The sequence below is a fragment of the Streptomyces toxytricini genome (assembly GCF_014649915.1).
Classification (GTDB): domain Bacteria; phylum Actinomycetota; class Actinomycetes; order Streptomycetales; family Streptomycetaceae; genus Streptomyces; species Streptomyces toxytricini.
In genome coordinates this window covers 34280-59969 of record NZ_BMTY01000032.1, presented here as the reverse complement: position 1 = coordinate 59969, position 25690 = coordinate 34280, and the positions used below count along the sequence as shown (strand labels likewise).

At 74.5% G+C, this 25690-nt stretch carries 20 protein-coding genes and 1 pseudogene; 7 read left to right on the top strand and 14 right to left on the bottom strand.

The window, feature by feature from the left end:
• The coding region (locus IE170_RS30490; protein ID WP_229885303.1) for a GuaB1 family IMP dehydrogenase-related protein at positions 1–1314 on the top strand (1314 nt) is incomplete at its 5' end.
• Between the two features lie 98 nt (positions 1315–1412).
• Here IE170_RS30490 and IE170_RS30485 read toward each other — a convergent pair.
• From IE170_RS30485 to IE170_RS30475, 3 genes are all read right to left on the bottom strand, one after another.
• Positions 1413–2645 carry a histidine kinase gene (locus IE170_RS30485; protein WP_189812707.1) on the bottom strand — a complete coding sequence of 411 codons (1233 nt, stop codon included), beginning with the start codon at positions 2643–2645 and terminating at the stop codon, positions 1413–1415.
• A complete protein-coding gene (locus IE170_RS30480; RefSeq protein WP_189812706.1) occupies positions 2642–4381 on the bottom strand; it encodes a sodium/solute symporter in 1740 nt (579 codons plus the stop codon). Before IE170_RS30480 ends, IE170_RS30485 begins: the two co-directional genes overlap by 4 nt.
• A 138-nt stretch (positions 4382–4519) precedes the next feature.
• Positions 4520–4795, bottom strand: a complete 276-nt coding sequence (locus IE170_RS30475) for a hypothetical protein (protein ID WP_189812705.1) — start codon at positions 4793–4795, stop codon at positions 4520–4522.
• Between the two features lie 393 nt (positions 4796–5188).
• On the opposite strand from IE170_RS30475, the gene IE170_RS30470 reads away from it, so the two are divergent.
• Entirely contained in the window at positions 5189–6856 is a 1668-nt protein-coding gene (locus IE170_RS30470; protein ID WP_189812715.1) for a CocE/NonD family hydrolase, read from the top strand.
• On the opposite strand, the gene IE170_RS30465 is transcribed toward IE170_RS30470, so the two are convergent.
• The 3 genes from IE170_RS30465 to IE170_RS30455 form a co-directional block, all read right to left on the bottom strand.
• A complete protein-coding gene (locus IE170_RS30465; protein WP_189812704.1) occupies positions 6798–7643 on the bottom strand; it encodes a LytR/AlgR family response regulator transcription factor in 846 nt (281 codons plus the stop codon). The genes IE170_RS30470 and IE170_RS30465 overlap by 59 nt on opposite strands.
• 127 nt (positions 7644–7770) lie before the next feature.
• Entirely contained in the window at positions 7771–8790 is a 1020-nt protein-coding gene (locus IE170_RS30460; protein WP_189812703.1) for an SCO0930 family lipoprotein, read from the bottom strand.
• Positions 8791–8917: 127 nt separating this feature from the next.
• The gene (locus IE170_RS30455) at positions 8918–9967 is read right to left on the bottom strand and encodes a GDSL-type esterase/lipase family protein (RefSeq protein ID WP_189812702.1); all 1050 of its coding nucleotides are present in this window, start codon (positions 9965–9967) and stop codon (positions 8918–8920) included.
• Between the two features lie 272 nt (positions 9968–10239).
• Between IE170_RS30455 and IE170_RS30450 the strand changes: the two genes are divergently transcribed.
• Both IE170_RS30450 and IE170_RS30445 read left to right on the top strand, forming a co-directional pair.
• Complete coding sequence (locus IE170_RS30450; RefSeq protein WP_229885302.1) at positions 10240–11697, top strand: amino acid transporter; 1458 nt, start codon at positions 10240–10242, stop codon at positions 11695–11697.
• 10 nt (positions 11698–11707) lie between these two features.
• The gene (locus tag IE170_RS30445) at positions 11708–12163 is read left to right on the top strand and encodes an Lrp/AsnC family transcriptional regulator (protein WP_007262967.1); all 456 of its coding nucleotides are present in this window, start codon (positions 11708–11710) and stop codon (positions 12161–12163) included.
• A 99-nt stretch (positions 12164–12262) separates the two neighbouring features.
• On the opposite strand, the gene IE170_RS30440 is transcribed toward IE170_RS30445, so the two are convergent.
• Positions 12263–12583, bottom strand: a complete 321-nt coding sequence (locus IE170_RS30440) for a WhiB family transcriptional regulator (protein ID WP_189812700.1) — start codon at positions 12581–12583, stop codon at positions 12263–12265.
• Positions 12584–12717: 134 nt separating this feature from the next.
• Positions 12718–13460, bottom strand: a pseudogene (locus tag IE170_RS30435) (GNAT family N-acetyltransferase).
• 286 nt (positions 13461–13746) lie between these two features.
• Between IE170_RS30435 and IE170_RS30430 the strand changes: the two are divergent.
• The gene (locus IE170_RS30430; RefSeq protein ID WP_189812699.1) at positions 13747–14550 is read left to right on the top strand and encodes a carbon-nitrogen hydrolase family protein; all 804 of its coding nucleotides are present in this window, start codon (positions 13747–13749) and stop codon (positions 14548–14550) included.
• 73 nt (positions 14551–14623) lie between these two features.
• Entirely contained in the window at positions 14624–16318 is a 1695-nt protein-coding gene (locus IE170_RS30425) for a flavin monoamine oxidase family protein (protein WP_189812698.1), read from the top strand.
• Positions 16319–16379: 61 nt separating this feature from the next.
• Here IE170_RS30425 and IE170_RS30420 read toward each other — a convergent pair whose 3' ends face one another.
• The 3 genes from IE170_RS30420 to IE170_RS30410 form a co-directional block, all read right to left on the bottom strand.
• Positions 16380–17027, bottom strand: coding sequence for a DUF5995 family protein (locus tag IE170_RS30420; RefSeq protein ID WP_189812697.1), 648 nt, complete (start codon positions 17025–17027; stop codon positions 16380–16382).
• Positions 17028–17142: 115 nt separating this feature from the next.
• Positions 17143–18582, bottom strand: coding sequence for a uracil-xanthine permease family protein (locus IE170_RS30415; RefSeq protein ID WP_189812696.1), 1440 nt, complete (start codon positions 18580–18582; stop codon positions 17143–17145).
• 96 nt (positions 18583–18678) lie between these two features.
• Positions 18679–19896: an MFS transporter gene (locus tag IE170_RS30410; protein ID WP_189812695.1), complete on the bottom strand. Its 1218-nt coding sequence runs from the start codon at positions 19894–19896 to the stop codon at positions 18679–18681.
• Between the two features lie 55 nt (positions 19897–19951).
• Here IE170_RS30410 and IE170_RS30405 point away from each other — a divergent pair, with 55 nt between their 5' ends.
• Entirely contained in the window at positions 19952–21115 is a 1164-nt protein-coding gene (locus IE170_RS30405; RefSeq protein WP_189812694.1) for an ROK family transcriptional regulator, read from the top strand.
• A 210-nt stretch (positions 21116–21325) separates the two neighbouring features.
• Here IE170_RS30405 and IE170_RS30400 read toward each other — a convergent pair whose 3' ends face one another.
• From IE170_RS30400 to IE170_RS30390, 3 genes are all read right to left on the bottom strand, one after another.
• Positions 21326–22078, bottom strand: coding sequence for an SDR family oxidoreductase (locus IE170_RS30400; RefSeq protein ID WP_189812693.1), 753 nt, complete (start codon positions 22076–22078; stop codon positions 21326–21328).
• Between the two features lie 32 nt (positions 22079–22110).
• Positions 22111–23067 (bottom strand): RNA polymerase sigma factor SigJ, encoded by a 957-nt coding sequence (gene sigJ / locus IE170_RS30395; RefSeq protein ID WP_189812692.1) that lies wholly within the window; start codon positions 23065–23067, stop codon positions 22111–22113.
• Between the two features lie 109 nt (positions 23068–23176).
• Positions 23177–25540 carry a chitinase C-terminal domain-containing protein gene (locus IE170_RS30390; RefSeq protein ID WP_189812691.1) on the bottom strand — a complete coding sequence of 788 codons (2364 nt, stop codon included), beginning with the start codon at positions 25538–25540 and terminating at the stop codon, positions 23177–23179.
• Between the last annotated feature and the right edge of the window lie 150 nt (positions 25541–25690).

The following is a 25690-nucleotide window of genomic DNA, read 5'->3' as shown; positions in this document are numbered from 1 at the left end:
ACCATTCCGCTCGTCGTCGCGAACATGACCGCGATCGCCGGCCGCCGCATGGCCGAGACGGTCGCCCGCCGCGGCGGCCTCGTGGTCATCCCGCAGGACATCCCGATCGAGGTCGTCACCGACGTCATCTCCTGGGTCAAGACCCGCCACCTCGTGCTCGACACCCCGATCACGCTGGCGCCCACCCAGACCGTCGCCGACGCGCTCTCCCTGCTGCCCAAGCGCGCCCACGGCGCCGGCGTCGTCGTGGACGCCGACAACCGGCCGGTCGGCGTGGTCACCGACCACGACCTGACCGGCGTGGACCGCTTCACGCAGCTCTCCGAGGTCATGTCGAAGGAGCTGCTGCTCATCGACGCCGGCATAGACGCCCGCGAGGCCTTCAACAAGCTCGACGCCGGCCACCGCAAGCTGGCCCCCGCCGTCGACGCCGACGGCCGCCTCGTCGGCATCCTGACCCGCAAGGGCGCCCTGCGCGCGACCCTCTACACGCCCGCCACCGACGCCGCCGGGCGGCTGCGGATCGCCGCCGCGATCGGCATCAACGGCGACTACGTCGGCAAGGCCAAGCAGCTGCTCGACGCCGGCGTGGACACCCTCGTCATCGACACGGCCCACGGCCACCAGGAGTCGATGATCAACGCGATCAAGGCCGTGCGCGCCCTGGACCCGCAGGTCCCGATCGTCGCCGGGAACATCGTCGCCGCCGAGGGAGTCAAGGACCTCGTCGACGCCGGCGCGGACATCATCAAGGTCGGCGTGGGCCCCGGCGCCATGTGCACGACCCGCATGATGACCGGCGTGGGCCGCCCGCAGTTCTCCGCGGTCCTGGAGTGCGCCGCCGAGGCGAGGAAGTACGGCAAGCACGTGTGGGCCGACGGCGGCGTCCGCCACCCGCGCGACGTGGCGATGGCCCTGGCCGCCGGCGCGTCCAACGTGATGATCGGCTCCTGGTTCGCCGGGACCTACGAGTCCCCGGGCGACCTCCAGCAGTCCGCCGACGGCCGCCTGTACAAGGAGTCGTTCGGCATGGCCTCCGCGCGTGCCGTCCGCAACCGCACCTCGGAGGAGTCCGCCTACGACCGCGCCCGCAAGGCGCTGTTCGAGGAGGGCATCTCCACCTCCCGCATGTTCCTCGACCCGCAGCGTCCGGGCGTCGAGGACCTGATCGACTCGATCATCGCGGGCGTCCGCTCCTCCTGCACCTACGCAGGTGCCGGCTCGCTGGCCGAGTTCGCGGAGAAGGCCGTCGTCGGCGTCCAGTCCGCGGCCGGCTACGCCGAGGGCAAGCCGCTGCACGCCAGCTGGAGCTGACCCCTTCGCACGGCCCGCCCGGCGGCCCCGGCCCGACCCGCTTTCCGCGGGCACGGGCCCGGGGCCGCCGGCGTGTCACGGGGCCCCGGCGCGGGCCCTCACGGCAGCCGCCCCGGCGGGGTGCTGTGCACGCCTGCGCGGTACTTCGGGATCCGCAGGGTCACCTTCATGCCCGCGCCGACCCCCGTCTCGATGACCGGGCCGTACGCGTCCCCGTACACCTGCCGGATCCGCTCGTCCACGTTCGTCAGCCCGATCCCCGGCGACGACCCCGCCCGCTCCCCGGCCTCCCCGGCCAGGATCCGCCGCAGCAGCGCCGGGTCCATCCCCACCCCGTTGTCCTCGACCGTGATCACGGCCTCCGCGCCCGCGTCCCGGGCCGCGATCGTGACGAGGCACTTCCCGGAGGAGTCCTCCAGGCCGTGCTTGACCGCGTTCTCCACCAGCGGCTGCAGGCACAGGAACGGCAGGGCCACCGGCAGCACCTCCGGCGCGACCTGGAGGACCACCTTGAGCCGGTCCCCGAACCGGGCCCCCGCCAGCGCCAGATACTGTTCGATCGACCGCAACTCCTCCGCCAGCGTGGTGAATTCGCCGTGCCGGCGGAAGGAGTAGCGGGTGAAGTCGGCGAACTCCAGCAGCAGGTCGCGCGCCCGCTCCGGGTCGGTCCGCACGAACGAGGCGATCGCCGCGAGGGAGTTGAAGACGAAGTGCGGGGAGATCTGCGCCCGCAGCGCCCGGATCTCCGCTTCCATCAGCCGCGTCCGCGAGCGGTCCAGCTCGGACAGCTCCAGTTGGACCGACACCCAGCGCGCCACCTCGGTCGCCGCGCGCACCAGCACCGCGGACTCCCGCGAGCCGTACGCCACGAGCGCGCCCAGCACCCCGTCCTCCCCGGTCAGCGGGGCGACCACCGCCCACCGCAGCGGGCAGTCCGGCCGCTCGCAGCCCGTCCGCACGCTGAGGCTGCGCCCCGAGTCGAGCACGGCCGCCACCCGGGCCACCGCCCGCTCGCCGTGGTGGTCGGCCCCGGGGCCGTCCCAGGCGAGGACCGCCTCCCGGTCGGTCAGGCACAGGGCCTCCGTACCGAGCAGGGAGCGCAGCCGGCGGGCCGCCTTGCGGGCCGAGTCCGCAGTCAGGCCGGCGCGCAGCGGGGGAGCGGCCAGCGACGCCGTGTGCAGGGTGTGGAACGTCGCCCGCTCCACCGGAGTCCCCATGGCCGGCCCGGAGGCCCGCTCTGCGCGCCGGGCATGCCACCGGCCGCCCGCCCAGCCCGCGCCCAGCAGGGCCGCCGCGGCCGCGGCGCACGCCGCCGCGAGCGCCGCGCTCACGGGGCACCGCCCGGGCGGGCGCCGGCCACGGACTCGGGCAGGTGCAGCCGGGCCAGGGTCGCCGCCGTCCCGGCCGGCACGCGCGAGCGCGTGGCCAGCGACACCAGCACCATCGTCAGGAAGCCCAGCGGCACGGACCAGGCGGCGGGCCAGGCCAGCAGGGTGTGTACCCAGCCCTGCGGGGCGGCCCCCGTCCGCGTCGCGGCCACCGCTCCCAGGGCGGCCCCGCCGCCGGCGAGCAGCCCGGCGACCGCTCCCGGCGGGGTGAGCCCGCGCCACCAGATGCCGAGGACGAGCAGCGGGCAGAAGGAGGACGCGGACACGGCGAACGCGAGCCCCACCGCGTCCGCGACCGGCACGTCGGCCAGGGCGACGCTCCCGGCGAGCGGCACCGCCATCGCCGCGACGGCCGCGATGCGGAAGGCGCCCAGCCCCCGCCGGGGCAGGACGTCCTGGTGCAGGACCCCGGCCACGGCCATCGTCAGCCCGGACGCCGTCGACAGGAACGCGGCGAACGCCCCGCCCGCGAGCAGCGCCCCCAGCAGGTCGCCCGGCAGCCCGCCGAGGAGCCGCTCGGGCAGCACCAGCACGGCCCCGTCGGCGTCGCCTGTGAGGGCGAGTTCGGGGACGTACGTCCGGCCGAGGGCCCCGTACAGGGGCGGCAGGAGGTAGAAGGAGCCGAGCAGGCCGAGCACGGCCAGGGTGGTGCGGCGTGCGGCCCGCCCGTCGGGGCTCGTGTAGAAGCGGACCGCGACGTGAGGCAGGCCCATGGTGCCGAGGAACGTGGCCAGGATCAGCCCGTACGTGGCGTACAGGCCGGACGCCGGGCCGTCCCCGCGGTCCCAGGCCAGCGGCTCCGACCAGCGGGAGGCGCCCGCCCCGGCCGCCGTACGGGACTGCGGGACGGGCGTGCCCGGCGCGAACTCCAGTCGGGTGCGCGCCCCGACGAGGTGCTCGCCGGGAGAGAGGGTGAGCGGTTCGGCGGTGTGGGTGCGCCCGTCGACACGGCCGGTGGCGGTCACCGCCAGCGGCGCGTCCAGGGTCAGCCGCACGTCCTCGGCGAGGGTGACGGCGGTGTGCTCGCGGAAGACGGCCGGGGCGTCGAAGGAGGCCCGCGGGGCGCCGTCGGCGGCCCAGGCGGCCAGCAGGAAGAACGCGGGCACGAGGAGGGCGGTCAGCTTCAGCCAGTACTGGAAGGCCTGGACGAAGGTGATGCTCCGCATCCCGCCGGCGGCGACGGCGGCGGTCACCACGACGGCGACGACGGTGCCGCCCGCCCAGTGCGGGGCCCCGGTGAGGATCTCCAACGTCAGCCCCGCGCCCTGCAGTTGCGGCAGCAGGTACAGCCAGCCGACGCCCACCACGAACAGCACGGAGATCCGGCGCACGGCCCGGGACTCCAGCCTCGCCTCGGCGAAGTCGGGCAGGGTGTACGCCCCGGAGCGCCGCAGCGGGGCCGCGACGAGCGCCAGCAGCACCAGGTAGCCGGCGGTGTAGCCGAGCGGGTACCAGAGCATCCCCGGCCCCTGGAGCAGCACCAGCCCCGCGACGCCCAGGAAGGAGGCCGCGGAGAGGTACTCCCCGCTGATCGCGGCCGCATTGAGGCGGGGGCCGACGGTGCGGGAGGCGACGTAGAAGTCGGACGTGGTGCGGGAGATCCGCAGCCCCAGCGCGCCGACCAGCACCGTGGCCAGGACGACGGCGGTGACCGCGGTCAGCGCGTACGCCTGGTTCAACGGAGGTCCTTCGGCCGGGGGAGGGGTGACGGAGTCTACGCACGGTGCGCGAGTGGCAACAGGCGTGATCCGGCGCTTCCGGGGCATGGCTCCGGCCACACCCGGCCGGTTGCGCCCGCCGGTGCGGCGGCGGGGCGGTCAGCTCGCCGCGCCCCGGTGCTCCGTGCAGTCGCGCAGGGCGATCTCCAGCTCCACGTACGAGTCCTCGGCCCGCCGGAAGGCCAGCTTCAGGGCGGCCTCGGCGCGCGGCGGGAGCTGCCTGCCCGCGCCCTCGCCGGCCTCGTACAGGACGTCGGCCCAGCGGGCGGCGGCGCTGCGCAGCCGGGCGAGCAGCGCCTCGGCCTCGTCGGGTCCCGCGGGCCGGGCGCGGGGCAGCCCCGCCACGGCGTCGAGCAGCGCCTGGATGTCGGCCATCCGCCCACCCTCCCCTGGTGACGTCGCTCCCACGATAGGGCGGCCCGGGGGCGCCGGCGGGGGCGGCGGGGGAGCGGTGCGGCCGACGGCGGGGGCGGGGCGCCGTACGCGGCGCGCGGCGCGACGAACGGACGGGACGCGGCGGCGGGCGGTCGGGGCCCGGCCATCGGGCGGTCGGGGCCGGTCCGTCGCGCGGCGACGCCGGGTGCGGGCCTTGCCGGATACCACCGCCCCGCATTAACGTACGTCGTACGTAGTACACCGTACGCAAAGAAGGGCGATGCCACCGCCATGCCCCTGCCTCCCCGATCCCCCGCCACCGCCGTCCCCGGCCCCCGAACGCGGAAGCCCTGGACGCCGCCCACCGGCAAGCCGCCGCTCTCCGCCCGCCTGATGCGGAGCACCTGGCGCGGCCTGCCCCCCCGCCGCCACGCCGTCGGCTGGGAGCCGGGCCTGCCCGTGCCCGCCGCGGACGGCAGCCCCCTCCTGACCGACCACTACTTCCCGCGCGAGCAGGGACACTTCCCGACGCTGCTGGTCCGCACCCCGTACGGCAGGACCCTGCCCTGGTCCCCCCTGTACGGGCTGCTCTTCGCCGAGCAGGGCTTCCACGTCGTCGTGCAGAGCTGCCGCGGCACCGGCGGCTCCGGCGGCACCTTCCACCTCTGGCGCAACGAACCCGCCGACGGACAGGCCGCCGTGGAGTGGCTGCGCGGGCAGCCCTGGTTCGACGGGCGGCTCGCCACCATCGGCCCCAGCTACCTCGGCTACACCCAGTGGGCCCTCGCCCTCGACCCGCCGCCCGAGCTGAAGGCGATGGTCGTCCAGCTCGGCCTGCACGACCCGCACGGCTGCTACCACGCCGGCGGTGTGCCGAACCTCGACGCGATGCTGGCCGGCGGGACCGCCATGACCTACCAGCACCGCGGCGTGCTCCCCCTGGTCAAGGCGATGCTCCGGCTGCAGCGCCGGCTGGGGGCCGTCACCACCGCCCGCCCGCTGCGCGGCGCCCACCGGGACGCCCTCGGCGAGATCCCCTGGCTGGAGGAGGTCATGGAGCGGCCCGACCCGGACGACGCCTTCTGGGACGGCGCCGACCTCGCGCCCTCCCTGGACCGCGTCACCGTGCCCACCGCGCTCGTCACCGGCTGGCACGACCTCCTCGCCGAACAGTCGCTGGAGCAGTACCGGCGCCTTCGCCGGGCCGGCTGCGACGTGAGCCTGCTGGTCGGGCCGTGGACCCACGCCTCCGCGCTCGGGCAGGGCCTGCCCGAGGTGTTCGCGGACGCCCTCGCCTGGCTGCGCGCCCACCTCCACGACGACCCCTCCGGGCTGCGGCCCACCCCTGTCCGCGTCCACACCGGCGGCGCCCAGGAGTGGCGCGACCTCGCCGACTGGCCGTCCGAGCCGCCCGCCGCCACCGCCTGGTACGCCGCCCCCGGCGCGGGCCTCTCCGCCTACCCTCCGGCCGACGGACAGGAGCCGCTCGCCTCGCTGCGCCACGACCCGGACGACCCCGCCCCGTCGGTCGGCGGCCGGCTCCTCTCCCGCACCGCCGGCGCCCGCGACACGCGCGCAGCGGAGGGCCGCGAGGACGTCCTGGTGTTCACGGGGCCGCCGCTCCAGGAGGCCGTGGAGATCCTCGGCCCCGTGACGGCCCGCATGGCGGTCTCCACCGACACCGGGCACACGGACGTCTTCGCCCGGCTCTGCGACGTCGCCCCCGACGGCCGCTCCGTGAACGTCTGCGACGGCATCGCATCCGTCCGGGCCGATCCGGGCCGCCCGACCGGGGTGCGCGTCGCCCTGGGCAGCACCGCCCACCGCTTCGAGCCCGGCCACCGCATCCGCTGGCAGGTCGCCGCCGCGGCCCACCCCCGCTACGCGCTCAACCCGGGGACCGGCGAACCGCGCCTGGACGCAACCGCGTTCCTGCCGATCCGGCTGACCGTCCACGCCGCCTCCGCCCTCCTCCTGCCCGAGGCCGGCGCCGGCGGATCGGCTACCCCGTCGCCCGGCGCATCAGCAGGTCCCGCAGCTGGCGGGCGTGGCGACGGCTGACCTGGAGCTCCGCCGACCCGACGCGGACGCTGGTCGTGCCGGAGTCCAGCCGGAGTTCCTCGATCCGGCCGAGCGCCACCAGATGGCGGCGGTGGATGCGGACGAAGCCCCGCTCGGCCCAGCGCTCCTCCAGGGTCGACAGGGGGATGCGTACGAGGTGGCTGCCCGCGTCGGTGTGCAGGCGGGCGTAGTCGCCCTGGGCCTCGACGTACGCGATGTCGGCGACGGGCACGAAGCGCGTGACGCCACCCAGCTCGACGGCGATCTCCGCCCCCCGGTCCGCTGCGCGGTCCGCGGTGCTCCCGGCGGGCGCCGGCCCGGCCCCCGCCCCGTGCCGCGCCGGGGCGGCCGGCGCGGGCGGTCCGCCGCCGGGCTCCGCCGGGCGGGCCGCAGTGCGCGTGAGTTGGTCGCAGGCCCGGCGGACGGCCTCGGCCAGCCGCTCCGGGCGGACCGGCTTGAGGACGTAGTCCACCGCCTTCAGGTCGAACGCCTGCACGGCAAAACCCTCGTGCGCCGTGACGAACACGACGAGCGGCGGACGCGCGAAGCCCGCCAGCAGGCGGGCGATGTCCAGGCCGGTCAGCCCGGCCATGTGGATGTCGAGGAAGACGACGTCGATGCCGTCCGGCCCGTCGGGCCCGGTCTCCAGCGCGCGGGTGATCCGGCGCAGCGCCCCGGTGGCGTCCGAGGCGCCCTCGGCGCTCACCACCCGGGGGTCGGAGCGCAGCAGGTACAGCAACTCCTCCAGGAGCGGCTTCTCGTCGTCGACGGCCAGTACGCGCAGCATGCGACGGAAGTCTAGGGACGGGCGCGCGGCGGGGGAACGGGTGCGCGGCCCGCCCGCCTGGGGGAGGGGGAGCGGGGGGCCGCGCGGTCCGTGCGTGGGGGGAGGGGGAGGGCGGTCCGGCCGGCGGTTACGAGGCGGTGATCAGCTTGCCCTCGGGGGAGATGGCGTACCACTGGCCGCCGACACCCTGCCCGTTGGCGTCACCGGGCTTCTTGTCGCCGGCGAAGGTGTACACGGGCCAGCAGTCGATGGACTGCTGCTTCCTGCCGTCGGGGCGGTCCAGCACCGAGAAGTTCTTCAGCGTGATGCCCTTCACGTTCGCCTTGTCCACCGGCGGTACGACCGGCCACTTGGCCAGGCAGTCGCCCGTGCACTTGGAGACCATCGGCCAGGCGCTGTCCGGCTTGAAGCGGTAGACGGTCATCCCGTTGCCGTCGACGACGTGCTCGCCCAGCTTGGGGTTCGTCGCGACGGAGAGACCGGCCTGGACGGGCTGCGCGCCCTCCGGCTTCGGCTCCGGAGTGGCGGGGGCGGGGGCGGTACCGCCACCGCCCGCCGCCGGCTTCGCCGCCTTCTTGCCGTCGGGCGCGAGGGCGAACCAGGTGCCGCCGACACCCTGCCCGTTGACGTCGCCCGCCTTGGTGTCCTTGGCGTAGCGGTACGCGGGCCAGCCGGCCACGGTCAGCTGTTTCGTGCCGTCGCTGCGGACGACCTCGCCGAGCAGCTTGGCGTCGATGCCGGCGGCGGCACCGGCGCCGGCCGGCACGGGAGGCCAGGCCTTGGCGCAGTCGCCGTCGCAGTTCGACTTCGGGGGTTCGGCGGTGTCCTTGTCGAAGCGGTAGAGGGTGAGCCCGGCCGAGTCGGTGATGACGGGACCGGCCTTGTCGGTCTCGGCGACCGCCAGCTGCCCCGCGGGCCCGCTCCCGGCGCCGGCGTCGCCCGCCGCACCGTAGCCGGAGCCCGCTCCGGCGCCGGAGCCGTAATCGGACCCGTAGCCGGAGTCGGCTCCGGCACCGGCCGCCTGGGCGGCGGCCCCGGCCGGCTTCGCGGATCCGGCGTCGCTGCTGCCGCTCCCGCCGCAGGCCGTGGCGGTCAGTGCGACGACGGCGGCGACGGCGGCCAGGGTGCTCCCGCGCTTGATGCCCATGGTGGTCTCTCCCGTTCGGTGTGTCCGTCCGCGGCGGCTCCGCGGTGTGCGGTGCGCCGGCAGTTGTGCGAAGGACACGCCGTGCGGGGCCCGGTCTGTTCAACGGCTTCGGTGTGGGCTGTTTCACTCAAGCCGCGTCGAACCCGGCGCGCCGCAGGGACGTGACCACAGCAAGGCCGAGAACCCGGTGTCCCTCGTCGTCGGGGTGCAGTCCGTCGGCCAGGTGCCCCGGCTGCAGCAGGTCGCGGCCGGGGAGCAGGGCCAGGCGCGCGTCCCCGGCGGCGATCCGGTCGCGTACGGCCCGCTCCATGGCGGCGCGCAGGTCGCCGAGGGTGGCGCCGAGCCGGTTGGGGGTGTCCTCGGCGTCAGGCCGGAGCACGGGAGAGAGCAGCAGCAGGGGGGTGCGGGGGTGGCCCTGGCGGACGAGGTCCAGGAACGCGCGGGTGGTCTCGTACAGCAGGGGCGGTGAATGGGGCACGCACGCCCAGCAGTTGGTGCCGAAGGCGAGGGTGAGGACATCGGCGGGGAGGCGGGCGAGCTGTTCGGCGGTGGCGAGTTCACCGCGCCCGGCGCCGGCGTAGCCGAGGTTGACGGTGTCCCAGCCGAGGGCCCGGCCGGCGACGGCGGGCCAGCCGTGGGCGGGCCGGGTGGACCACCAGCCCTCGGTGATCGAGTCGCCGTGCACCACCCAGCGGGGCGCGGGCGGGGCGGGGGAGAGGGGGCCGCCGATCCCGCGGAGGGCCAGGACGCGGGGCGAGCACGCCTCGGGAGGGTGGACGGTGAAGGGGCCGGGCCCCGCGGGGAGCGGGATGCGGACGGCGCCCCCGGCGGCCGGGTCGGCCCACACCTCGCCGAGGAGTCCGCTGCGGTCCCACAGGGCGAAGACGTGCGCGAGGTTCCGCATCGCGTCGGGGGCGGGGCCGGGGGCCTCGGCCCGGTAGCGGATCTCGACGGCGGCGGCGTCCGGCGCGGTGAACTCCAGCCGCACCCCGATCGGCAGGTCGGCGCGCCGGCCGGTGTCCCAGGGGAGCCGCATCGTGTCGGCCGGGTCGGCCCGGACGGGGCGGCCCCTGTCGAGCCAGGCGACCCCGCGCAGGAAGGGTTCCGGATCGAGCCAGCCGGTCGTCCCGGGGGTGTCCGGGAGCGCCGTACGGCGGGATGGCTGACGGTGCGTCACAACGTGGCCCTCCGGTCTCCTGCGCACCGATCGATCATCCGTACGCAACAAAGGTCCATTCCGGACGGATCCGTGCAACGATCGTGCGCCAATGTGCAAGGATGGTGCATTACGGGCGGTATCACTCTGCTCGTAGGCTCACTCGCTGTACGTGGAGTGGCGCGGACCGCCTGCTCGGCGGTCCCCCCATGCCCAGACTCATGTCTGCGTCCTGCCCGGACCGCTGCGGTCGATGCCTCATTCCCCCTCCGCAGTGTCAAAGGAGTCCCCTCGTGCTCGATCACGGCCAGGCGCCCCCGCTCTCCCAGGAGAAGCGCAAGCCTGTGAACCCGCTGCTGCGCCGCAAGCCCGTGGAGCAGCTGGTCGCCGAGGGCGGCCAGGGTGAGGGCGGCACGCTGCGCCGCTCGCTCACCATGTGGCAGCTGACCATGATCAGCATCGGTGCCACCCTCGGCACCGGCATCTTCGTCGTGCTCGGCGAGGCGGCTCCCAAGGCCGGTCCGGCCGTCACGATCGCCTTCATCGTCGCGGGCCTCACCGCGCTCTTCTCGGCCCTCTCCTACGCGGAGCTGGCCGGCTCGGTGCCCGTCTCGGGCTCCTCGTACTCCTACTCCTACGCCACCATGGGCGAGTTCATCGCCTGGGTCTGCGGCTGGTGCCTCGTCCTCGAGTACGCCGTCTCCGTCTCGGCGGTCGCCGTCGGCTGGGGCCAGTACCTCAACGAGCTGCTCGACGGGATGCTGGGCATCACCATCCCCGAGAAGCTCTCCGCCGCCCCGCTGGGCGACGGCGGCTTCATCAACCTGCCCTCGCTGGTCGTCGTCCTGCTCGCCATGGTCTTCCTGATGCGCGGCGCCAAGGAGAGCGCCCGCATCAACACGATCATGGTCGTCGTGAAGATCGTCACCCTGCTGCTCTTCATCGGCATCGGCGTCCTCGGCATCAAGGGCGGCAACTACGCCCCGCTCGCCCCGCTCGGCATCACCGGCATCAGCGCCGCCGCCTCCACCCTCTTCTTCTCCTACATCGGCTTCGACGCCGCCTCCACCGCCGGTGAAGAGGCCAAGGACCCGAAGAAGGACCTGCCGCGCGCGATCATGCTCTCCCTGGGCATCGTCACCGTCCTGTACTGCCTCGTCGCCTTCGTCGCGGTCGGCGCCATGCCGTGGCAGGACTTCGAGGGCACCGAGGCCGCGCTCGCCCAGATCATGACCGACGTCACGGGCGGCACCTTCTGGGGCGTCGTCCTCGCCGCCGGCGCCGTCGTCGCCATCGCGTCCGTCGTCTTCGCCGTCCTCTACGGCCAGACCCGCATCCTCTTCGCGATGTCCCGCGACGGCCTCGTCCCGAAGGTCTTCGCCAAGGTCGACGAGAAGACCGGCGCCCCCCGCGCCAACGTGCTCATCGTCTCCCTCTTCTGCGGCGCCCTCGCGGCCTTCATCCCGCTCGGCGAGCTGGCCAACGCCACCAGCATCGGCACCCTCTTCGCCTTCGCCCTGGTCAACGTGGCCGTCGTGATCCTGCGCCGCACCAAGCCGGACATGCCGCGCACCTTCAAGGTCGCCCTGTTCCCGGTCACGCCGATCCTCGGCTTCCTCGCCTGCGGCTACATGATGTACAGCCTGCCCGTCGCCACGTGGGTCGCGTTCGGTGTCTGGATGGCCGTCGGCATCGTGGTCTACTTCATGTACGGCGTCCGCCGCTCCCGACTGGCCACAGCAGAAATGTGATCCACCCGCAGTGCGACTGAACGATCTCGACGAACGCATCGTGCACGCCCTCGCCGAGGATGCCCGCCGCTCCTACGCGGACATCGGCTCCGAGGTCGGGCTCTCGGCCCCGGCCGTCAAACGGCGCGTGGACCGGCTGCGGGCGGAGGGCGCCATCACCGGCTTCACCGTCCGCGTCGACCCGGCCGCCATGGGCTGGGAGACCGAGGGCTTCATCGAGATCTACTGCCGCCACAACACCTCGCCGGACGACATCCGGCGCGGGCTGGAGCGGTACCCGGAGGTGGTGTCCGCGTCGACCGTCACCGGCGACGCGGACGCCCTCGTCCAGGTCTTCGCCTCCGACATGCGGCACTTCGAGCGGGTCCTGGAGCGCATCGCGGGCGAACCCTTCGTGGAGCGCACCAAGTCCGTGCTCGTCCTCTCCCCGCTGCTGCGCCGCTTCACCTCCGGCGCCCCCGCATAGGCCCACCAGGCCGTACGGGCACGCGTACGACGAAGGCCCCCGGCACCTGCCGGGGGCCTTCCGCGCGCCCGCGCACCCCGGGGGCGGCGGGACGCGCCCTCACCGGCCGCCGCCGGCTGCCACGGGCACGCCGCGCGCCGACGCGGACCGGCGGCCCAGCAGTTCCCGGCGCTCCTCCTCGGTCAGCCCGCCCCACACCCCGAAGGGCTCCCTGGTCCGCAGCGCGTGCTCCAGGCAGGCGGTGCGCACCGGGCACACGGCGCACACCCGCTTCGCGGCCGCGTCCCGGTCCTCCCGCTCCGGGCCGCGTTCGCCGGCCGGGTGGTAGAAGCGGCCGGGGCCCAGGTCCCGGCAGGCGGCGCGAAGCTGCCACTGCCAGTGGTGGACGGCGGCGCCGGGCAGCCGCGAGACGTCGGTCATGGTGGTCCCCTCCTCGGAATTCGGTCGTCGACGTTTCCGCGTGTGACCCGCTGTGCGGGACGCGAAACGTGCCGTCTGCCCGACCGTCCCGGATGGCGCGTTCCCACCGGCCCGCGTCCGCCGGCGCGCCGGCCTCAGGCGGCGGGCGTGCGCAGCCCGACGAAGAGGGGCCGGCGGCGCAGCGTGAAGCCCATCGCCCCGTACAGGCCGATCGCGCCCGTGTTGTCGGCCGCGGCGTGGAGGAACGGGCGCTCCCCGCGCTCGGCGACCCCCGCCGCGACCGCCCGCACCAGCCGGGCGGCGAGGCCCTGCCCACGGTGGTCCGGGTGCGTGCACACCGCGCTGATCTCCGTCCAGCCCGGCGGCCGCATCCGCTCGCCCGCCATCGCGACGAGCCGGCCGCCCCGCCGGATCCCCAGGTACGTGCCCATCTCCACGGTCCGCGCGAGGAACGGACCCGGCCGGGTCAGCTCCACGAGCTCCATGATCTCCGGCACGTCCGCGGGGCCCAGCCGGACCGCCTCCGCGTCGTGCTCCGCCCGTACCGCCGTACCGTCCATCTGCACCCCGCCGAACCGGGCCACCGTCGTCCAGTCCCCGGGCGGGACCGGCAGGCCGGTCAGCCACACCGGCGCATCCGGCCCGGCCAGCGCCGCCAGATCGGCCCATCCGCGCGGATCGCCGGGGGGGGATCGGCCAGCGCCGCGAACGGCGAGACGTCCACGGCGTAGCGGGCGGCCAGGCCTGCCGGCCCCAGCTCGGCGAGACCGGCGTGCGGGCCGGCCAGCGCGGCCCACACCGGGTTGTCGAGGGCGCGGACGGGCGCCGCCGTTCCGGACTCGGTCTCGGTCTCGGCATCGGGTGACACGGGCGACATGGGGCCTGGGCTCCTCTCCGCGGGCGCGCCGGCACCCGCCGGACGGCTGCTGCGGACGGCGATCACCCACCACAGCACCGGCCACCGGCCCCTTTATGCCCGGCCCTCCAGCGGACCGGCCCCTGCACCCCCCCCAGGGGCCCCGCAACCCCGCGCAACGAATCACCGCACCCCAGGCCAAACGCGCAACGAATCGATGCTGTCACCGCAACGGTCACGCCTTGTCCGGATCGAACACGAAAACGTACCGTCGTAGGACCCACCCCACCTGTCACAGAGGTAGCCCATGCCCGCGCTGCGCACCGCCCTCCTCCAGAGCTCCGGCGTTCTCGGCGACACCGCCGCGAACCTCAAGGCTCTCGACGAGGCAGCGGCCCGTGCCGCCGAGACCGGCGCAGGGCTCCTGGTGACCTCCGAGATGTTCCTGACCGGCTACGCGCTGCCGGTCGAGGAGATCGCGGCCCTCGCGGAGGCCGCCGACGGCCCCTCCGCCACCGCGATCGGCGAGATCGCCCGCCGCCACGGCGTCGCCGTCCTGTACGGCTACCCCGAGCGCGGCGACGGGGACGCCGTCCACAACTCGGCGCAGCTCGTCGGCCCCGACGGGGCCCGCCTGGCGAACTACCGCAAGACGCACCTCTTCGGCTGCTTCGAGCAGGACGCCTTCACCCCCGGCGACACCCCCGTCGTCCAGGCGGACCTTGGCGGCCTCCGCGTCGGCATCATGATCTGCTACGACGTGGAGTTCCCGGAGAACGTCCGGTCCCACGCCCTGGCCGGCACCGACCTCCTCCTGGTGCCGACCGCGCAGATGCACCCCTTCCAGTTCGTCGCCGAACAGCTCGTCCCCGTAAGGGCCTTCGAGAACCAGATGTACATCGCGTACGTCAACCGCACCGGCCCCGAGGGCGAGTTCGAGTTCGTCGGGCTCAGCTGCCTGGCGAACCCCGACGGGGTGACCCGCACCCGGGCCGGCCGCGGCGAGGAGATGGTGGTCGGCGACGTCGACCCCGAGCTCCTGCAGGCCTCGCGCGAGAACAACCCCTACCTGCGCGACCGCCGCCCCGGGCTCTACGCCTCCCTCGTCTGACCCCCGGCCCGACGCGCCCCCGGGCCCGAGGCCCGAGCCCTCCCCCAGCCCCACCTGCAAGGAGCCGTACCCCATGACGTCCACGGTGCCCACCGCCGTCCCGCACAGCGACGGCCAGCCGCCGATCACCATGTTCGGCCCGGACTTCCCGTACGCGTACGACGACTTCCTCGCCCACCCGGCGGGCCTGGGCCAGATACCGGCGACCGAGCACGGCACCGAGGTCGCGATCATCGGCGGCGGCCTGTCCGGCATCATCTCGGCGTACGAGCTGATGAAGATGGGCCTCAAGCCCGTCGTGTACGAGGCCGACCAGATCGGCGGCCGCCTGCGCACCGTCGGCTTCGAGGGCCCGGGCACCGAGGGCCTCACCGCGGAGATGGGCGCCATGCGCTTCCCGCCCTCCTCCACGGCCCTGCAGCACTACATCGACCTCGTCGGCCTGCAGACGGAGCCCTTCCCGAACCCGCTGGCCGAGGCCACCCCCTCGACGGTCGTCGACCTCAAGGGCGAGACCCACTACGCCGAGACGATCGCCGACCTCCCGCAGATCTACCGCGACGTCGCCGACGCGTGGAACGCCTGCCTCGAAGAGGGCGCCGACTTCTCCGACATGAACACCGCGATGCGCGAGCGGGACGTCCCGCGCATCCGCGAGATCTGGGCGAAGCTCGTCGAGAAGCTCGACAACCAGACCTTCTACGGCTACCTGTGCGAGTCGGAGGCCTTCAAGTCCTTCCGCAAGCGCGAGATCTTCGGCCAGGTCGGCTTCGGCACCGGCGGCTGGGACACCGACTTCCCGAACTCCATCCTGGAGATCCTCCGCGTCGTCTACACCGAGGCCGACGACCACCACCGCGGCATCGTCGGCGGCTCCCAGCAGCTGCCGCTGCGCCTGTGGGAGCGCGAGCCGGAGAAGATCGTCCACTGGGCGCCCGGCACCTCGCTGTCCTCCCTGCACGACGGCACCCCGCGCCCGGCGGTGACCCGCCTGCACCGCACCGCCGGCAACCGCATCACGGTCACCGACGCCTCCGGCGACATCCGCACCTACCGCGCCGCGATCTTCACGGCGCAGTCCTGGATGCTGCTGTCCAAGATCGCGTGCGACGACTCGCTGTTCCCGATCGACCACTGGACGGCGATCGAGCGCACGCACTACATGGAGTCCTCCAAGCTCTTCATCCCCGTCGACCGCCCGTTCTGGCTCGACAAGGACGAGGAGACCGGCCGCGACACCATGTCGATGACGCTGACGGACCGGATGACCCGCGGCACCTACCTGCTGGACAACGGCCCCGACCAGCCGGCCGTCATCTGCCTGTCGTACACCTGGTGCGACGACAGCCTGAAGTGGCTGCCGCTGTCCGCGAACGAGCGGATGGAGGTCATGCTGAAGTCCCTCGGCGAGATCTACCCGAAGGTCGACATCCGCCGCCACATCATCGGCAACCCGGTGACGGTCTCCTGGGAGAACGAGCCCTACTTCATGGGCGCGTTCAAGGCGAACCTGCCCGGCCACTACCGCTACCAGCGGCGCCTGTTCACGCACTTCATGCAGGACCGCCTGCCGGAGGACAAGCGCGGCATCTTCCTCGCCGGCGACGACATCTCCTGGACGGCCGGCTGGGCCGAGGGCGCCGTGCAGACGGCCCTGAACGCCGTCTGGGGCGTCATGCACCACCTCGGCGGCGAGACCGACGCCACCAACCCGGGCCCGGGCGACGTCTACGACGAGATCGCCCCGGTCGAGCTGCCGGAGGACTGACCTCCCGGCTCCCCGTGACCACGGGCCGCCCCCGCGTGCACAGCGCGGCGGCGGCCCGTCCTCATGCGCGGCCCGTCGGGGTCAGCAGGCAGCGGCCGACCAGGCCGACGCCGGCGTCCAGCGACTCGGCGAACTCCTCGGCGAGGTCCGGGGTGCGGCGCAGGCGCCACAGCAGGCGGGCCGCCGACCAGGCGGCGCCGCGGGCGCGCTCCAGGCTCCACGAGCCGAGCAGGTGGGTCAGCGGGTCGGCGACCTGCAGCAGGTCCGGCCCGGGCATCAGGTCCTCCCGGATGCGCTCCTCCAGGCAGACCAGGGTGTCGCCGACCCGGTCGAAGTCCGCCTCCAGCGCCCGCGGTTCGCAGCCCAGTGACCGGCAGGCGGACACCACCGCCAGCGCGAGGTCGTGGCCGATGTGGGCGTTGATCCCCGCCAGCGCGTGCTGCAGGGGGCGCACCCCGGGGTGGCGGCGGTACTGCAGCAGCGGCCGCCAGCAGGCCGGGGCGCGCTCCGACTCCACCGCGGCCAGGTACCGCTCGGCGAACCGGACGCTCAGCGTCTGCGCCTGCCGGGGCGCGGGGAATTCCCCGCGGCGGATGCGCTCGTCGAGCGTCTCCGTGACCGTCAGGTAGACCCGGTTGAAGACGGCGACGCCGTCCCGCGCGGGGAGCCGCTCGTCCAGGGCGCGCATCCGCGCGAGCACCGCTTCCATGGAGGGAGGGTGGCAGGCCGCGGCGCGCGAGCGGGGGACTTGGCCGTGTCCTTCCCCGGTTCGGGCGAACGCGGCGCACGGGGGCGGGGGTTCGCGGCGGGAGCCGCCGCCGGGGTCAGGGGCGCGGGTCCTGCCCGGACGGGCCCTCCGCGGCGCCGCCGGCGCCGTCCGCAGCGGGGCCGTCCTCGCGGTCGTAGTCGGAGGTGCCGGCGTCGAGGAGCGGCGGCTGCTCCTTCAGGTGGGCGGGGGCGAAGAAGCGGAGCGCGTGGTAGCCGGTGATCACCACGAGCGTGCCGAGGGCGATCCCGCCGAGCACGAAGGTGTCGGTGATGCGGAGCTCGACCCCGCCGACGCCGATGATGATGCCCGCGGCGGCCGGCACGAGGTTCAGCGGATTGCGCAGGTCCACGCGGCCGTTCAGCCAGATCTGGGCGCCGAGCAGCCCGATCATGCCGTACAGGATGACGGTGATCCCGCCGAGGACCCCGCCGGGGATCGCGGCGACGACCGCGCCGAACTTCGGGCACAGGCCGAAGAGGAGGGCGAATCCCGCCGCCGCCCAGTAGGCGGCCGTGGAGTAGACGCGGGTCGCCGCCATGACGCCGATGTTCTCGGAGTACGTGGTGTTCGGCGGGCCGCCGACCGCGGTGGAGAGCATCGAGGCGGCGCCGTCGGCGGCGATGGCCGTGCCGAGGGTGTCGTCGAGGGGGTCGCCGGTCATCTCGCCGACGGCCTTGATGTGCCCGGCGTTCTCCGCGATCAGGGCGATCACCACGGGCAGCGCGATCAGGATCGCCGACCACTCGAACTGCGGGGCGTGGAAGGAGGGCAGGCCGATCCAGTCGGCCTTCGCGACGCCGGACAGGTCCAGCCGCCAGTGGTCGACGGCCTCCGTGCCGCCGGCCGGCGAGTGGATCTTGCCGAAGACCAGGTCGAAGAGGGCCGAGACCGCGTAGCCGAAAATCAGCCCGAGGAAGATCGCAATGCGCGACCAGAAGCCGCGCAGGCACACCACGGCCAGCCCGGTGAACAGCATCACCAGCAGCGCCGTCCACTGGTCCTGCGGCCAGTACGTCGAGGCCGTCACCGGCGCCAGGTTGAAGCCGATCAGCATCACCACCGCGCCCGTCACCACAGGCGGCATCGTCGCGTGGATGATCCGCGCGCCGAAGCGCTGCACGGCCAGGCCGGCCAGGAACAGCGCGGCCCCGACGGTGAACACGGCGCCGGTCACCACCGCACTGTCCCCGCCCGAGGCGCGGATCGCCGCGGCGACGCCGACGAACGACAGCGAGCAGCCCAGGTACGAGGGGACCCGGCCGCGGGTCGCCAGCAGGAAGACGGCCGTGGCGATGCCGGACATCATGATGGCGAGGTTGGGGTCCAGGCCCATCAGGACCGGCGCGACGAAGCTCGCGCCGAACATCGCCACGACGTGCTGGGCGCCCAGCCCCGCGGTACGCGGCCACGACAGCCGCTCGTCCGGCCGCACCACCGCTCCGGGGGCGGGGGTCCGCCCGTCTCCGTGCAGCGTCCAGCCCACGCCGAGGCCCATGTCCCACCACTTCCGTCGATCCGGTCCGCCAAGCATGCCCGCCGTACCGGACGTCGGGCGCGCGGACCACGGCCGGCCGGTGCGGCCAGCGTCATATTACGGCCGTATACCAGTGGTTTCGCCCCGGTTGGCGGGGGCGCCCTTCCCGCCGGCGGCGGCCCGTGGCCGCAGGACGGACGCGCCCGCGGTCAGCACCACGGCCAGCGCGGTCACCAGGGCGAAGGAGACCACGAGCGACGTCGCATCCGCCACCGCGCCGATGGCCGACGGCGCGATCAGCCCGGACGTGTACGTGATCGTCGCGACACCCGCGATCGCCTGCGCCGGCTCGGGGCCGCTGCGCGCCGCGGCCGCGAAGGCCAGCGGCACCACCACCGCCACGCCGAGCCCGATCAGCGCGAAGCCGCCGATGGCCGCCGCCGGGTGCCGCGCGGCCACCACGAGCAGCCCGCCCGCCGTGGCCAGCACCCCGCCCGCCCGGACCGTGCGCACCGGCCCGAACCGGTCGACCACCCGGTCGCCCGCGAACCGGGCCAGGGCCATCGTCAGCGCGAACGCGGTGGTGCAGGCCGCGGCCAGGCCGGCGTCCGCGTCCAGCACGTCCCGCAGGTAGACCGCGGACCAGTCCAGGCTCGCCCCCTCGGCGAACACCGCGCAGAAGCCCACCGTGCCGATCAGCAGCGCCGACCGCGGCGGCAGTGCGAAGTGCGGCGGCGCCGGCTCGTCCTCCGGGCTGCGCAGGTCCAGTACCCCGTTCGCGGCGACCAGTCCGGCGGCGGTCAGGGCGAGCGCCGCGAGCAGGTGGTGCCAGCGGGCGTCCGCACCCAGGTGCGCGGCCGCGGTACCCGCAGCGGACCCGATCAGGGCCCCCGCGCTCCACATCCCGTGCAGCGAGGACATGATCGACCGGCCGACGCGGTTCTCCGTCTCCACGCCCAGCGCGTTCATCGCCACGTCCGACATGCCGGACGCGGCCCCGTACACCAGCAGTGCGGCGCACAGCGCGGGCAGGTCGGGGGAGAGGGCCGGCAGGGCGAGCGACAGCGTCCACGCGGCGAGCAGGACGCGCAGTGCGGTCCGCGCGCCGAGCCGGTGGTTGACCCGCCCGGCGAGAGGCATCGCGAGCGCCGCGCCGAGGGCGGGGAAGGCGAGGGCCAGCCCGAGGGCGCCGGGCCCGAGGCCGGCGTGCTCCTGGATCCACGGGATGCGGGTGGCGAGCGAGCCGGTGACGGCGCCGTGGACGCAGAAGACGGCCGCGATGGCGAGGCGTGCGGAGCGCAGGCGCGCCGGACTGGATGCGGTTTCGCCGGTCATGCCGATCAAACTATCAGGAAGCCTGCCTGATGGTGAGGGGGCCGCACTGCCTAGGATGGGGGCCGTGACCGCCGCCCAGGCCCGGACCGCCCCGGCCCCCGCCACCGCCCCCGCCTCGCCGAGCACGGCCCGCGTCCTCAACGACCGCCTCGCCCTGCGACTCCTCAGGGACGAAGGCCCGCTGACGGCCGCTCAGCTCAAGGAGATGACCGGCCTGTCCCGGCCCTCCGTCGCCGACCTCGTCGAACGGCTCGCGCAGGCCGGGCTGGTCGAGGTCGTCGGCGAGGCCGGCGCCCGGCGCCGCGGCCCCAACGCCCGGCTGTACGGGATCGTCGCCCGGCGGGCGCACCTCGCAGCCGTGGACGTGCGCACGGACAGCGCGACCGCCGTCGTCACCGACCTGCTGGGCCGGCCCCTGGCCCGGGCGGCCCTCCCGGTCGACGCCGTTGACGAGGCCGTGGACGTCCTGGAGGAGCTGGCCCGGGAGGCCGGAGCGGACCCCCTGCACACCGTCGTGGTAGGCGCGCCCGGCCTGGTGGCCCCGGGCGACGGCGGCCTGCGCAGCACCGCCGGGCTGCCGGCATGGCACCGCGACCTCGTCGCAGCCCTGCGTCGGCGGCTGCCTGCCGCGGTTTCCGTGGAGAACGAGACCAACCTCGCGGCGCTTGCCGAGCAGCGGGCCGGCGCCGCGCAGGACACCGGCTCCTTCGTGCTGCTGTGGCTCGGTGCGGGCGTCGGCGCGGCCGTGGTCCTCGACGGCCGGCTGCGGCGCGGCGCCTCGGGCGGAGCGGGAGAGATCGGCTTCCTGCCCGTGCCCGGCACCGGCTCCCTGCCCTCGGCCGCGGGCTGCGAGGGCGGCTTCCACGCGCTCGCCGGGCGGGCCGCGGTGGCCGCCCTGGCCGCCGACCACGGCTTCACCGGGCCGGTGGCCGAAGCGGTGGCGGGCGCCGCCGGAGAGGCCTTCCTCGACGCCCTGGCAGAACGCCTCGCCCTGGGCGCGGCGGCCGTCGCGGCGGTCCTGGACCCCGGGTGCGTCGTCCTCGGCGGCGAACTCGGCCACGCGGGCGGACCCGCCCTCGCGGACCGCACCGCCCGCCGCCTCGCCGCCCTCAGCCCGGTCCCGACGGAGGTTCGCGCCACCGCCCTCGGCGACGCAGCGGTCCTGGCGGGCGCCCGCCTCGCCGCGGCCGAATCCGCCCAGGCCGCGCTCTTCGGCTGACGCGGGCCGTGCCCGGCCCTGCCTCAGGCCCTCTCTCCGGATCTTGCTGCCCCGGCTCCGCCGGGAGGCGCCCCACACGCGCGTCGTCCGGCACCGCGCTTCGCCGCGTTGCCGGGCCGCCCGCGTACCCCCGTACGAGGCGGCCCTCCGCCTTGCGATGCGCGGCACCGGACGACGCGGGCCTGACCGGCAGGGTCCGAAGGAGTCGGCCTAGGCGCGCCCGCCGCCCGCCGCCAGGAACTCGGAGAACCGCACCCGGCCCACCGCGTGCTCCGGCGCGAGGTTGCCGCCGCGTACGAAACCGCGGTACGCGGTCCCCGCGAGCGGCACCTCCACCACGCGCCGCCGGCGTCCCCCGGCCGCCAGGTACGCCCTCACCCAGTCGGCCAGCGACCGCACCTCGGGCCCGCCCATGTCCGGGACGCGCCCGCCCGGCGCGGGGACGGGCACCGCCAGCTCCGCCAGCCGGTCGGCGACTTCCTCCACCGCCACCGGCTGCACCCGCACCCCCTTGGGCACGAGCACCACCGGCAGCCCGGCCATCGTCCGGGCCAGCGTCGCCACCAGGTCGTGGAACTGCGTCGTCCGCAGGATCGTCACGCCCAGCCCGGATTCCAGCAGCATCCGCTCCACGGCGTGCTTGGTGCGGTAGTAGCCGAGCGGCACCGCGTCCACGCCGACGATCGAGACGTAGACGAGGTTCGTCACGGTCCCGGCCCGCCGGGCCGCCGCGATCAGCTGCCCGGCGGCCTTGTCGTCCCCGCCGCGCGGGGAGGTGGCGCAGTGCACGACCACCTGCGCCCCCGCCATCGCCGCGTCCAGACCCGAGCCGTCCCGCAGGTCGACCGGGTACTGCTCCGAGTGGCGGCTGAGGACCCGGACCTCGTGGCCGGTGGCCCGCAGCCGGGCGGTGACGCGCCTGCCGAGGGTCCCGGTTCCGCCCGTGACCAGAATGGTGCCCATGGTGTGCGCGTCCCTTCGCCGGGGGAGTGGGTTCACCAGCCCGGATTGGACAGCCCCGGGGAACGTGACAGCTGCTGCGCGAGGAATTCCAGCTTCTCCGGGTTGAGGACCGTCCGCACCTCGGTCACCAGGCCGTCCGCGAACTCGACCTGCAGGACGACCGCCGCTCCGCCGGCGAGCAGCGCGGGCTCCCCGTTGACCGAGGCGACCGCGACCGGCAGGCCGGCCCCGTACTTGCGCACGGCGCCGACGAGGAAGCGGGCCACCTTGTCCCGGCCCTCGACCGCCCGCCGGGCCGCGCTGACCACGCCGCCGCCGTCGGAGACGCAGCGGACGTCCGCCGCGAGCATCGCCTCCAGTCGGGCGAGGTCGCCGTCGCGTGCCGCCGCGAGGAAGCCCTCGACCAGCACCCGCCATTGCGCGGGGTCCGGTCGGAAGCGCCGGCTCCGGCCGGCGGCCGGGCCGTCCCCGCCGCCGTCCGCGGCGGCCCGCCCGGCGGCGACGCGGGCCGAGGCCCGCCGGTGGAGCTGCCGGCTGTTGGCCTCGGACACGTCCAGCAGCCCGGCGATCTCCCGGTGCCCGTACGCGAAGGCCTCCCGCAGCACGTACACGGCCCGCTCCACCGGGGTGAGCTGTTCCAGGAGCAGCAGCAGGGCCGTCGAGACGCTGTCGCGCTGCTCGGCCGACTCCAGCGGGCCCAGCGCCCCGTCCCCGGTGAGGACCGGCTCCGGGAGCCAGGGGCCGACGTACGCCTCACGGCGGGACCGCGCGGAGGTGAGCCGGTTGAGGCACAGGTGGGTGACGGCCTTGGCGAGCCAGGCGCCCGGGTGCACGACGTCGCCGCGATCGGCCGCGCTCCAGCGCAGCCACGCGTCCTGGACGGTGTCCTCGGCCTCCGCCGCGGAGCCGAGCATGCGGTAGGCGATGCCGAACATCCGGGGGCGGTGCTGCTCGAAGTCGGCCGAGCGGTCTGCCGCAGAGGTGGTCACCGCAGCAGCGTACGGGGCGCGGCCGTGCCCCGGACGTGCGGGGACCCGGTGGCCGCCGGGCCACCGGGTCCCCACCGTGCCGCCCGCGGTCAGGTGCGGGGGCGGTGCGTCAGCAGGCGCCGAGGTCCTTCCAAACGCCCCACTGGCCGGTCGTGCCCGGCTCCTCGTTCTGCGTCCACCACTGGGCCTTCCAGTTGCGGCCCTTGTGGGAGACCACCGTGCCCGCGGTGTACACGTCGCCGGCCCTGTACGCCGGGTTGGTGCAGGTGCCGCCCGGGGGCGGGCTGGTCGGGGGCTGGCTCGTGGGCGGCTGGCTGGTCGGCGGCTGGCTGGTGGGCGGCTGCGAACCGCCGCCCGGCTCGACCACGGCCGTGCCGCGCGCCAGGTCCCCGGCGAGGGCGTACACGGTCCCGGCGATGTTCACCGTCCAGTTGGAGGGGGTGGACACCGGCAGGTAGTAGTTGAACGCCAGGTCGACGGAGGCGCCCGGGGCGAGCGACTGCCAGGCCGGCAGCTTCAGCGAGACCCGGTGGAAGTCGCCCTTCAGGCCGCCCACGTTGCTGCCGGTGTGCCCGCTGCTGATCACCTTCGTGCCGAAGCCGGACTGGTCGGAGGCGTTGTTCGGGGCCGAGGTCGCGTAGTCGAACTGGAACTCGGTGCCGCCCGGAAGGGCCGCCTTGGTGTTGTTGGTGATCTTGACCTTGGGGGTCAGCGGGTAGTTGGAGTCGCCGAGCTTGAAGTCGCCGAACTCCACCTTCACGTCCACGGCCTGGGCCGGCAGCGCGGTGGCGCCCGCCTTCTTCGCCCCGTACGGGGAGGCCGACTTGAACTTGTCGTACATCAGCGAGGTGAGCGTGGAGCCCATCTCGTACTGGCCCTTGGCGGCGTTCCAGGCGTAGTCGCCGGCCATCTCCCAGACCATCGTGCCGCCGATGCCGCGGTCGACGACGTAGTCGGCCTTGGCGGCGACGGACTGCTCGTCCTCGGTCGAGAGGAAGACCTTCTTCTGGGCGTTCCACAGCCACGGCGCGACCAGGGTCGAGTCGTACTTGCGGGCGTAGGTGCCGGTCAGCGTGGTGCCCGCGGGGAAGCCGTACTGGGTGACGTAGTCGCCGACGATCCCCTTCTCCAGGTTCTTGGCGTGCCACATGGGGTTGGAGCCCGCCGGGGACTCGTTGCCGTTGTCGTCCTTGTCGTGCCACAGGTTGTCGATGCCGACCGCGCCGTCGCCGCACTTGGTCAGGCCCGAGCCGGCCGGGCAGCCGGTCGCGGCCGCCTTGCCCCACAGGCCGTCCGTGCCTCCCTGGACGTTCTTGTGGCCGCGGGTGTAGTAGGGCAGGCCGATGTTGATGCGGCCGGCCGGCATGGAGCCGCGGAAGTAGTGGTACGCCCAGTCGGTGTTGAGGTAGCCGATGCCGCCGTACTGCTGGGAGCCGTACACCCCGGCGGCGGCGAGCTCGCCGTCCTTGCCGTCGTCGAAGAGCGAGGCGTTCGGGCCGACGTACTCGTTCCAGGCGCCGTGCAGGTCGTAGGACATGATGTTGACGTAGTCCAGGTACTGCTGCACCTGGAAGGTCTCCATGCCGCGCAGCAGGTAGCCGGAGGACGGGGCGGCGACGGTGAGCATGTAGTGCCTGCCGTCGGCGGCGCCGGCCTGGTCGAGCTTCTGCCGCAGGGTCTTCATCAGGGCGGCGTAGCCCTTGACGAGGCCGCCGCGGCGGGCGTTGGCGATCTGCCAGTCCAGCGGGTTGCCGGCGTCCTTCATCGAGGTCGGGTACTCGTAGTCGATGTCGACGCCGTTGAACCCGTACTTCTTGACGAAGGCGACCGCGGAGTCGGCGAAGGTGTCGATGCCCGCCTGGTTGACGGAGCCGTCCGCGTTGGTGGCCATGGTGTAGAAGCCGCCGGAGCCCACGCGCTTGCCGTCGGGGCCGAAGTAGCCGCCGGTCTCCGCCCAGCCGCCGACGGAGATCAGGGTCTTGACGTCGGGGTTCTGCTTCTTGAACTTCGTCAGCAGGTTGAAGTGGCCCTTGTAGGGGAGCGCCGGGTCCATCTCGGCGCCGGCGACGCCCGGCCAGGTCATCCCGGTGGCCTCGTTCGCCGCGGTGTCGGCGCCGACGGAGATCTTGTTGTCGCCGCCCACGTGCGCGAAGGCGTAGTTGATGTGGGTGACCTTGTCCCACGGGATGTTGTTCACCAGGTAGGCGGGCTGGCCGTTCTTGCCGGTGCGCCAGCCGGTGAAGTAGCCGATGACGCGCCGCTGGTGGTCGGCGCCCATCTTCTCGCGGCCCTCGGTGTCGTAGACCGAGCAGTAGGGGACGTCGACCCCGGCCGTCTTGTAGAGCCCGTCGGGCCGACAGCTCTCGTTGTCGGCGGCGTGTGAGACGCCCGCCGAGAGCCCGCCCGCCAGCAGTCCGGCGATCGCCGCGCCGGATGCCAGGAGCATCGCCCTCGTTCGTGTGGGGGACAGCATTGAGCCTCCTGGGGAGGGGAGGTGGCAGGACACAACATGCAGACAGGTGGTGCGTGTTGGCCCGCGGCGTGCGCACGTCCGGCGGGCTCTCCCGGGGAGGATGAAGGGAACGTTAAGAGGACTAGACCAAGGCGTCAATAGGTCTGGACC

What these genes read in the sequence shown, in the direction of transcription:
- IE170_RS30440 (WP_189812700.1), bottom strand. Translation starts at nt 12,583, where the DNA reads ATGACCGACGTCTCGCGGCTGCCCGGCGCCGCCGTCCACCACTGGCAG.
- IE170_RS30400 (WP_189812693.1), bottom strand. Translation starts at nt 22,078, where the DNA reads ATGGGCACCATTCTGGTCACGGGCGGAACCGGGACCCTCGGCAGGCGC.
- IE170_RS30410 (WP_189812695.1), bottom strand. Translation starts at nt 19,896, where the DNA reads ATGACCGGCGAAACCGCATCCAGTCCGGCGCGCCTGCGCTCCGCACGC.
- IE170_RS30425 (WP_189812698.1), top strand. Translation starts at nt 14,624, where the DNA reads ATGACGTCCACGGTGCCCACCGCCGTCCCGCACAGCGACGGCCAGCCG.
- IE170_RS30475 (WP_189812705.1), bottom strand. Translation starts at nt 4,795, where the DNA reads ATGGCCGACATCCAGGCGCTGCTCGACGCCGTGGCGGGGCTGCCCCGC.
- IE170_RS30390 (WP_189812691.1), bottom strand. Translation starts at nt 25,540, where the DNA reads ATGCTGTCCCCCACACGAACGAGGGCGATGCTCCTGGCATCCGGCGCG.
- IE170_RS30465 (WP_189812704.1), bottom strand. Translation starts at nt 7,643, where the DNA reads ATGCTGCGCGTACTGGCCGTCGACGACGAGAAGCCGCTCCTGGAGGAG.
- IE170_RS30460 (WP_189812703.1), bottom strand. Translation starts at nt 8,790, where the DNA reads ATGGGCATCAAGCGCGGGAGCACCCTGGCCGCCGTCGCCGCCGTCGTC.
- IE170_RS30470 (WP_189812715.1), top strand. Translation starts at nt 5,189, where the DNA reads ATGCGGAGCACCTGGCGCGGCCTGCCCCCCCGCCGCCACGCCGTCGGC.
- IE170_RS30420 (WP_189812697.1), bottom strand. Translation starts at nt 17,027, where the DNA reads ATGGAAGCGGTGCTCGCGCGGATGCGCGCCCTGGACGAGCGGCTCCCC.
- IE170_RS30430 (WP_189812699.1), top strand. Translation starts at nt 13,747, where the DNA reads ATGCCCGCGCTGCGCACCGCCCTCCTCCAGAGCTCCGGCGTTCTCGGC.
- IE170_RS30415 (WP_189812696.1), bottom strand. Translation starts at nt 18,582, where the DNA reads ATGGGCCTCGGCGTGGGCTGGACGCTGCACGGAGACGGGCGGACCCCC.
- IE170_RS30405 (WP_189812694.1), top strand. Translation starts at nt 19,952, where the DNA reads ATGGGGGCCGTGACCGCCGCCCAGGCCCGGACCGCCCCGGCCCCCGCC.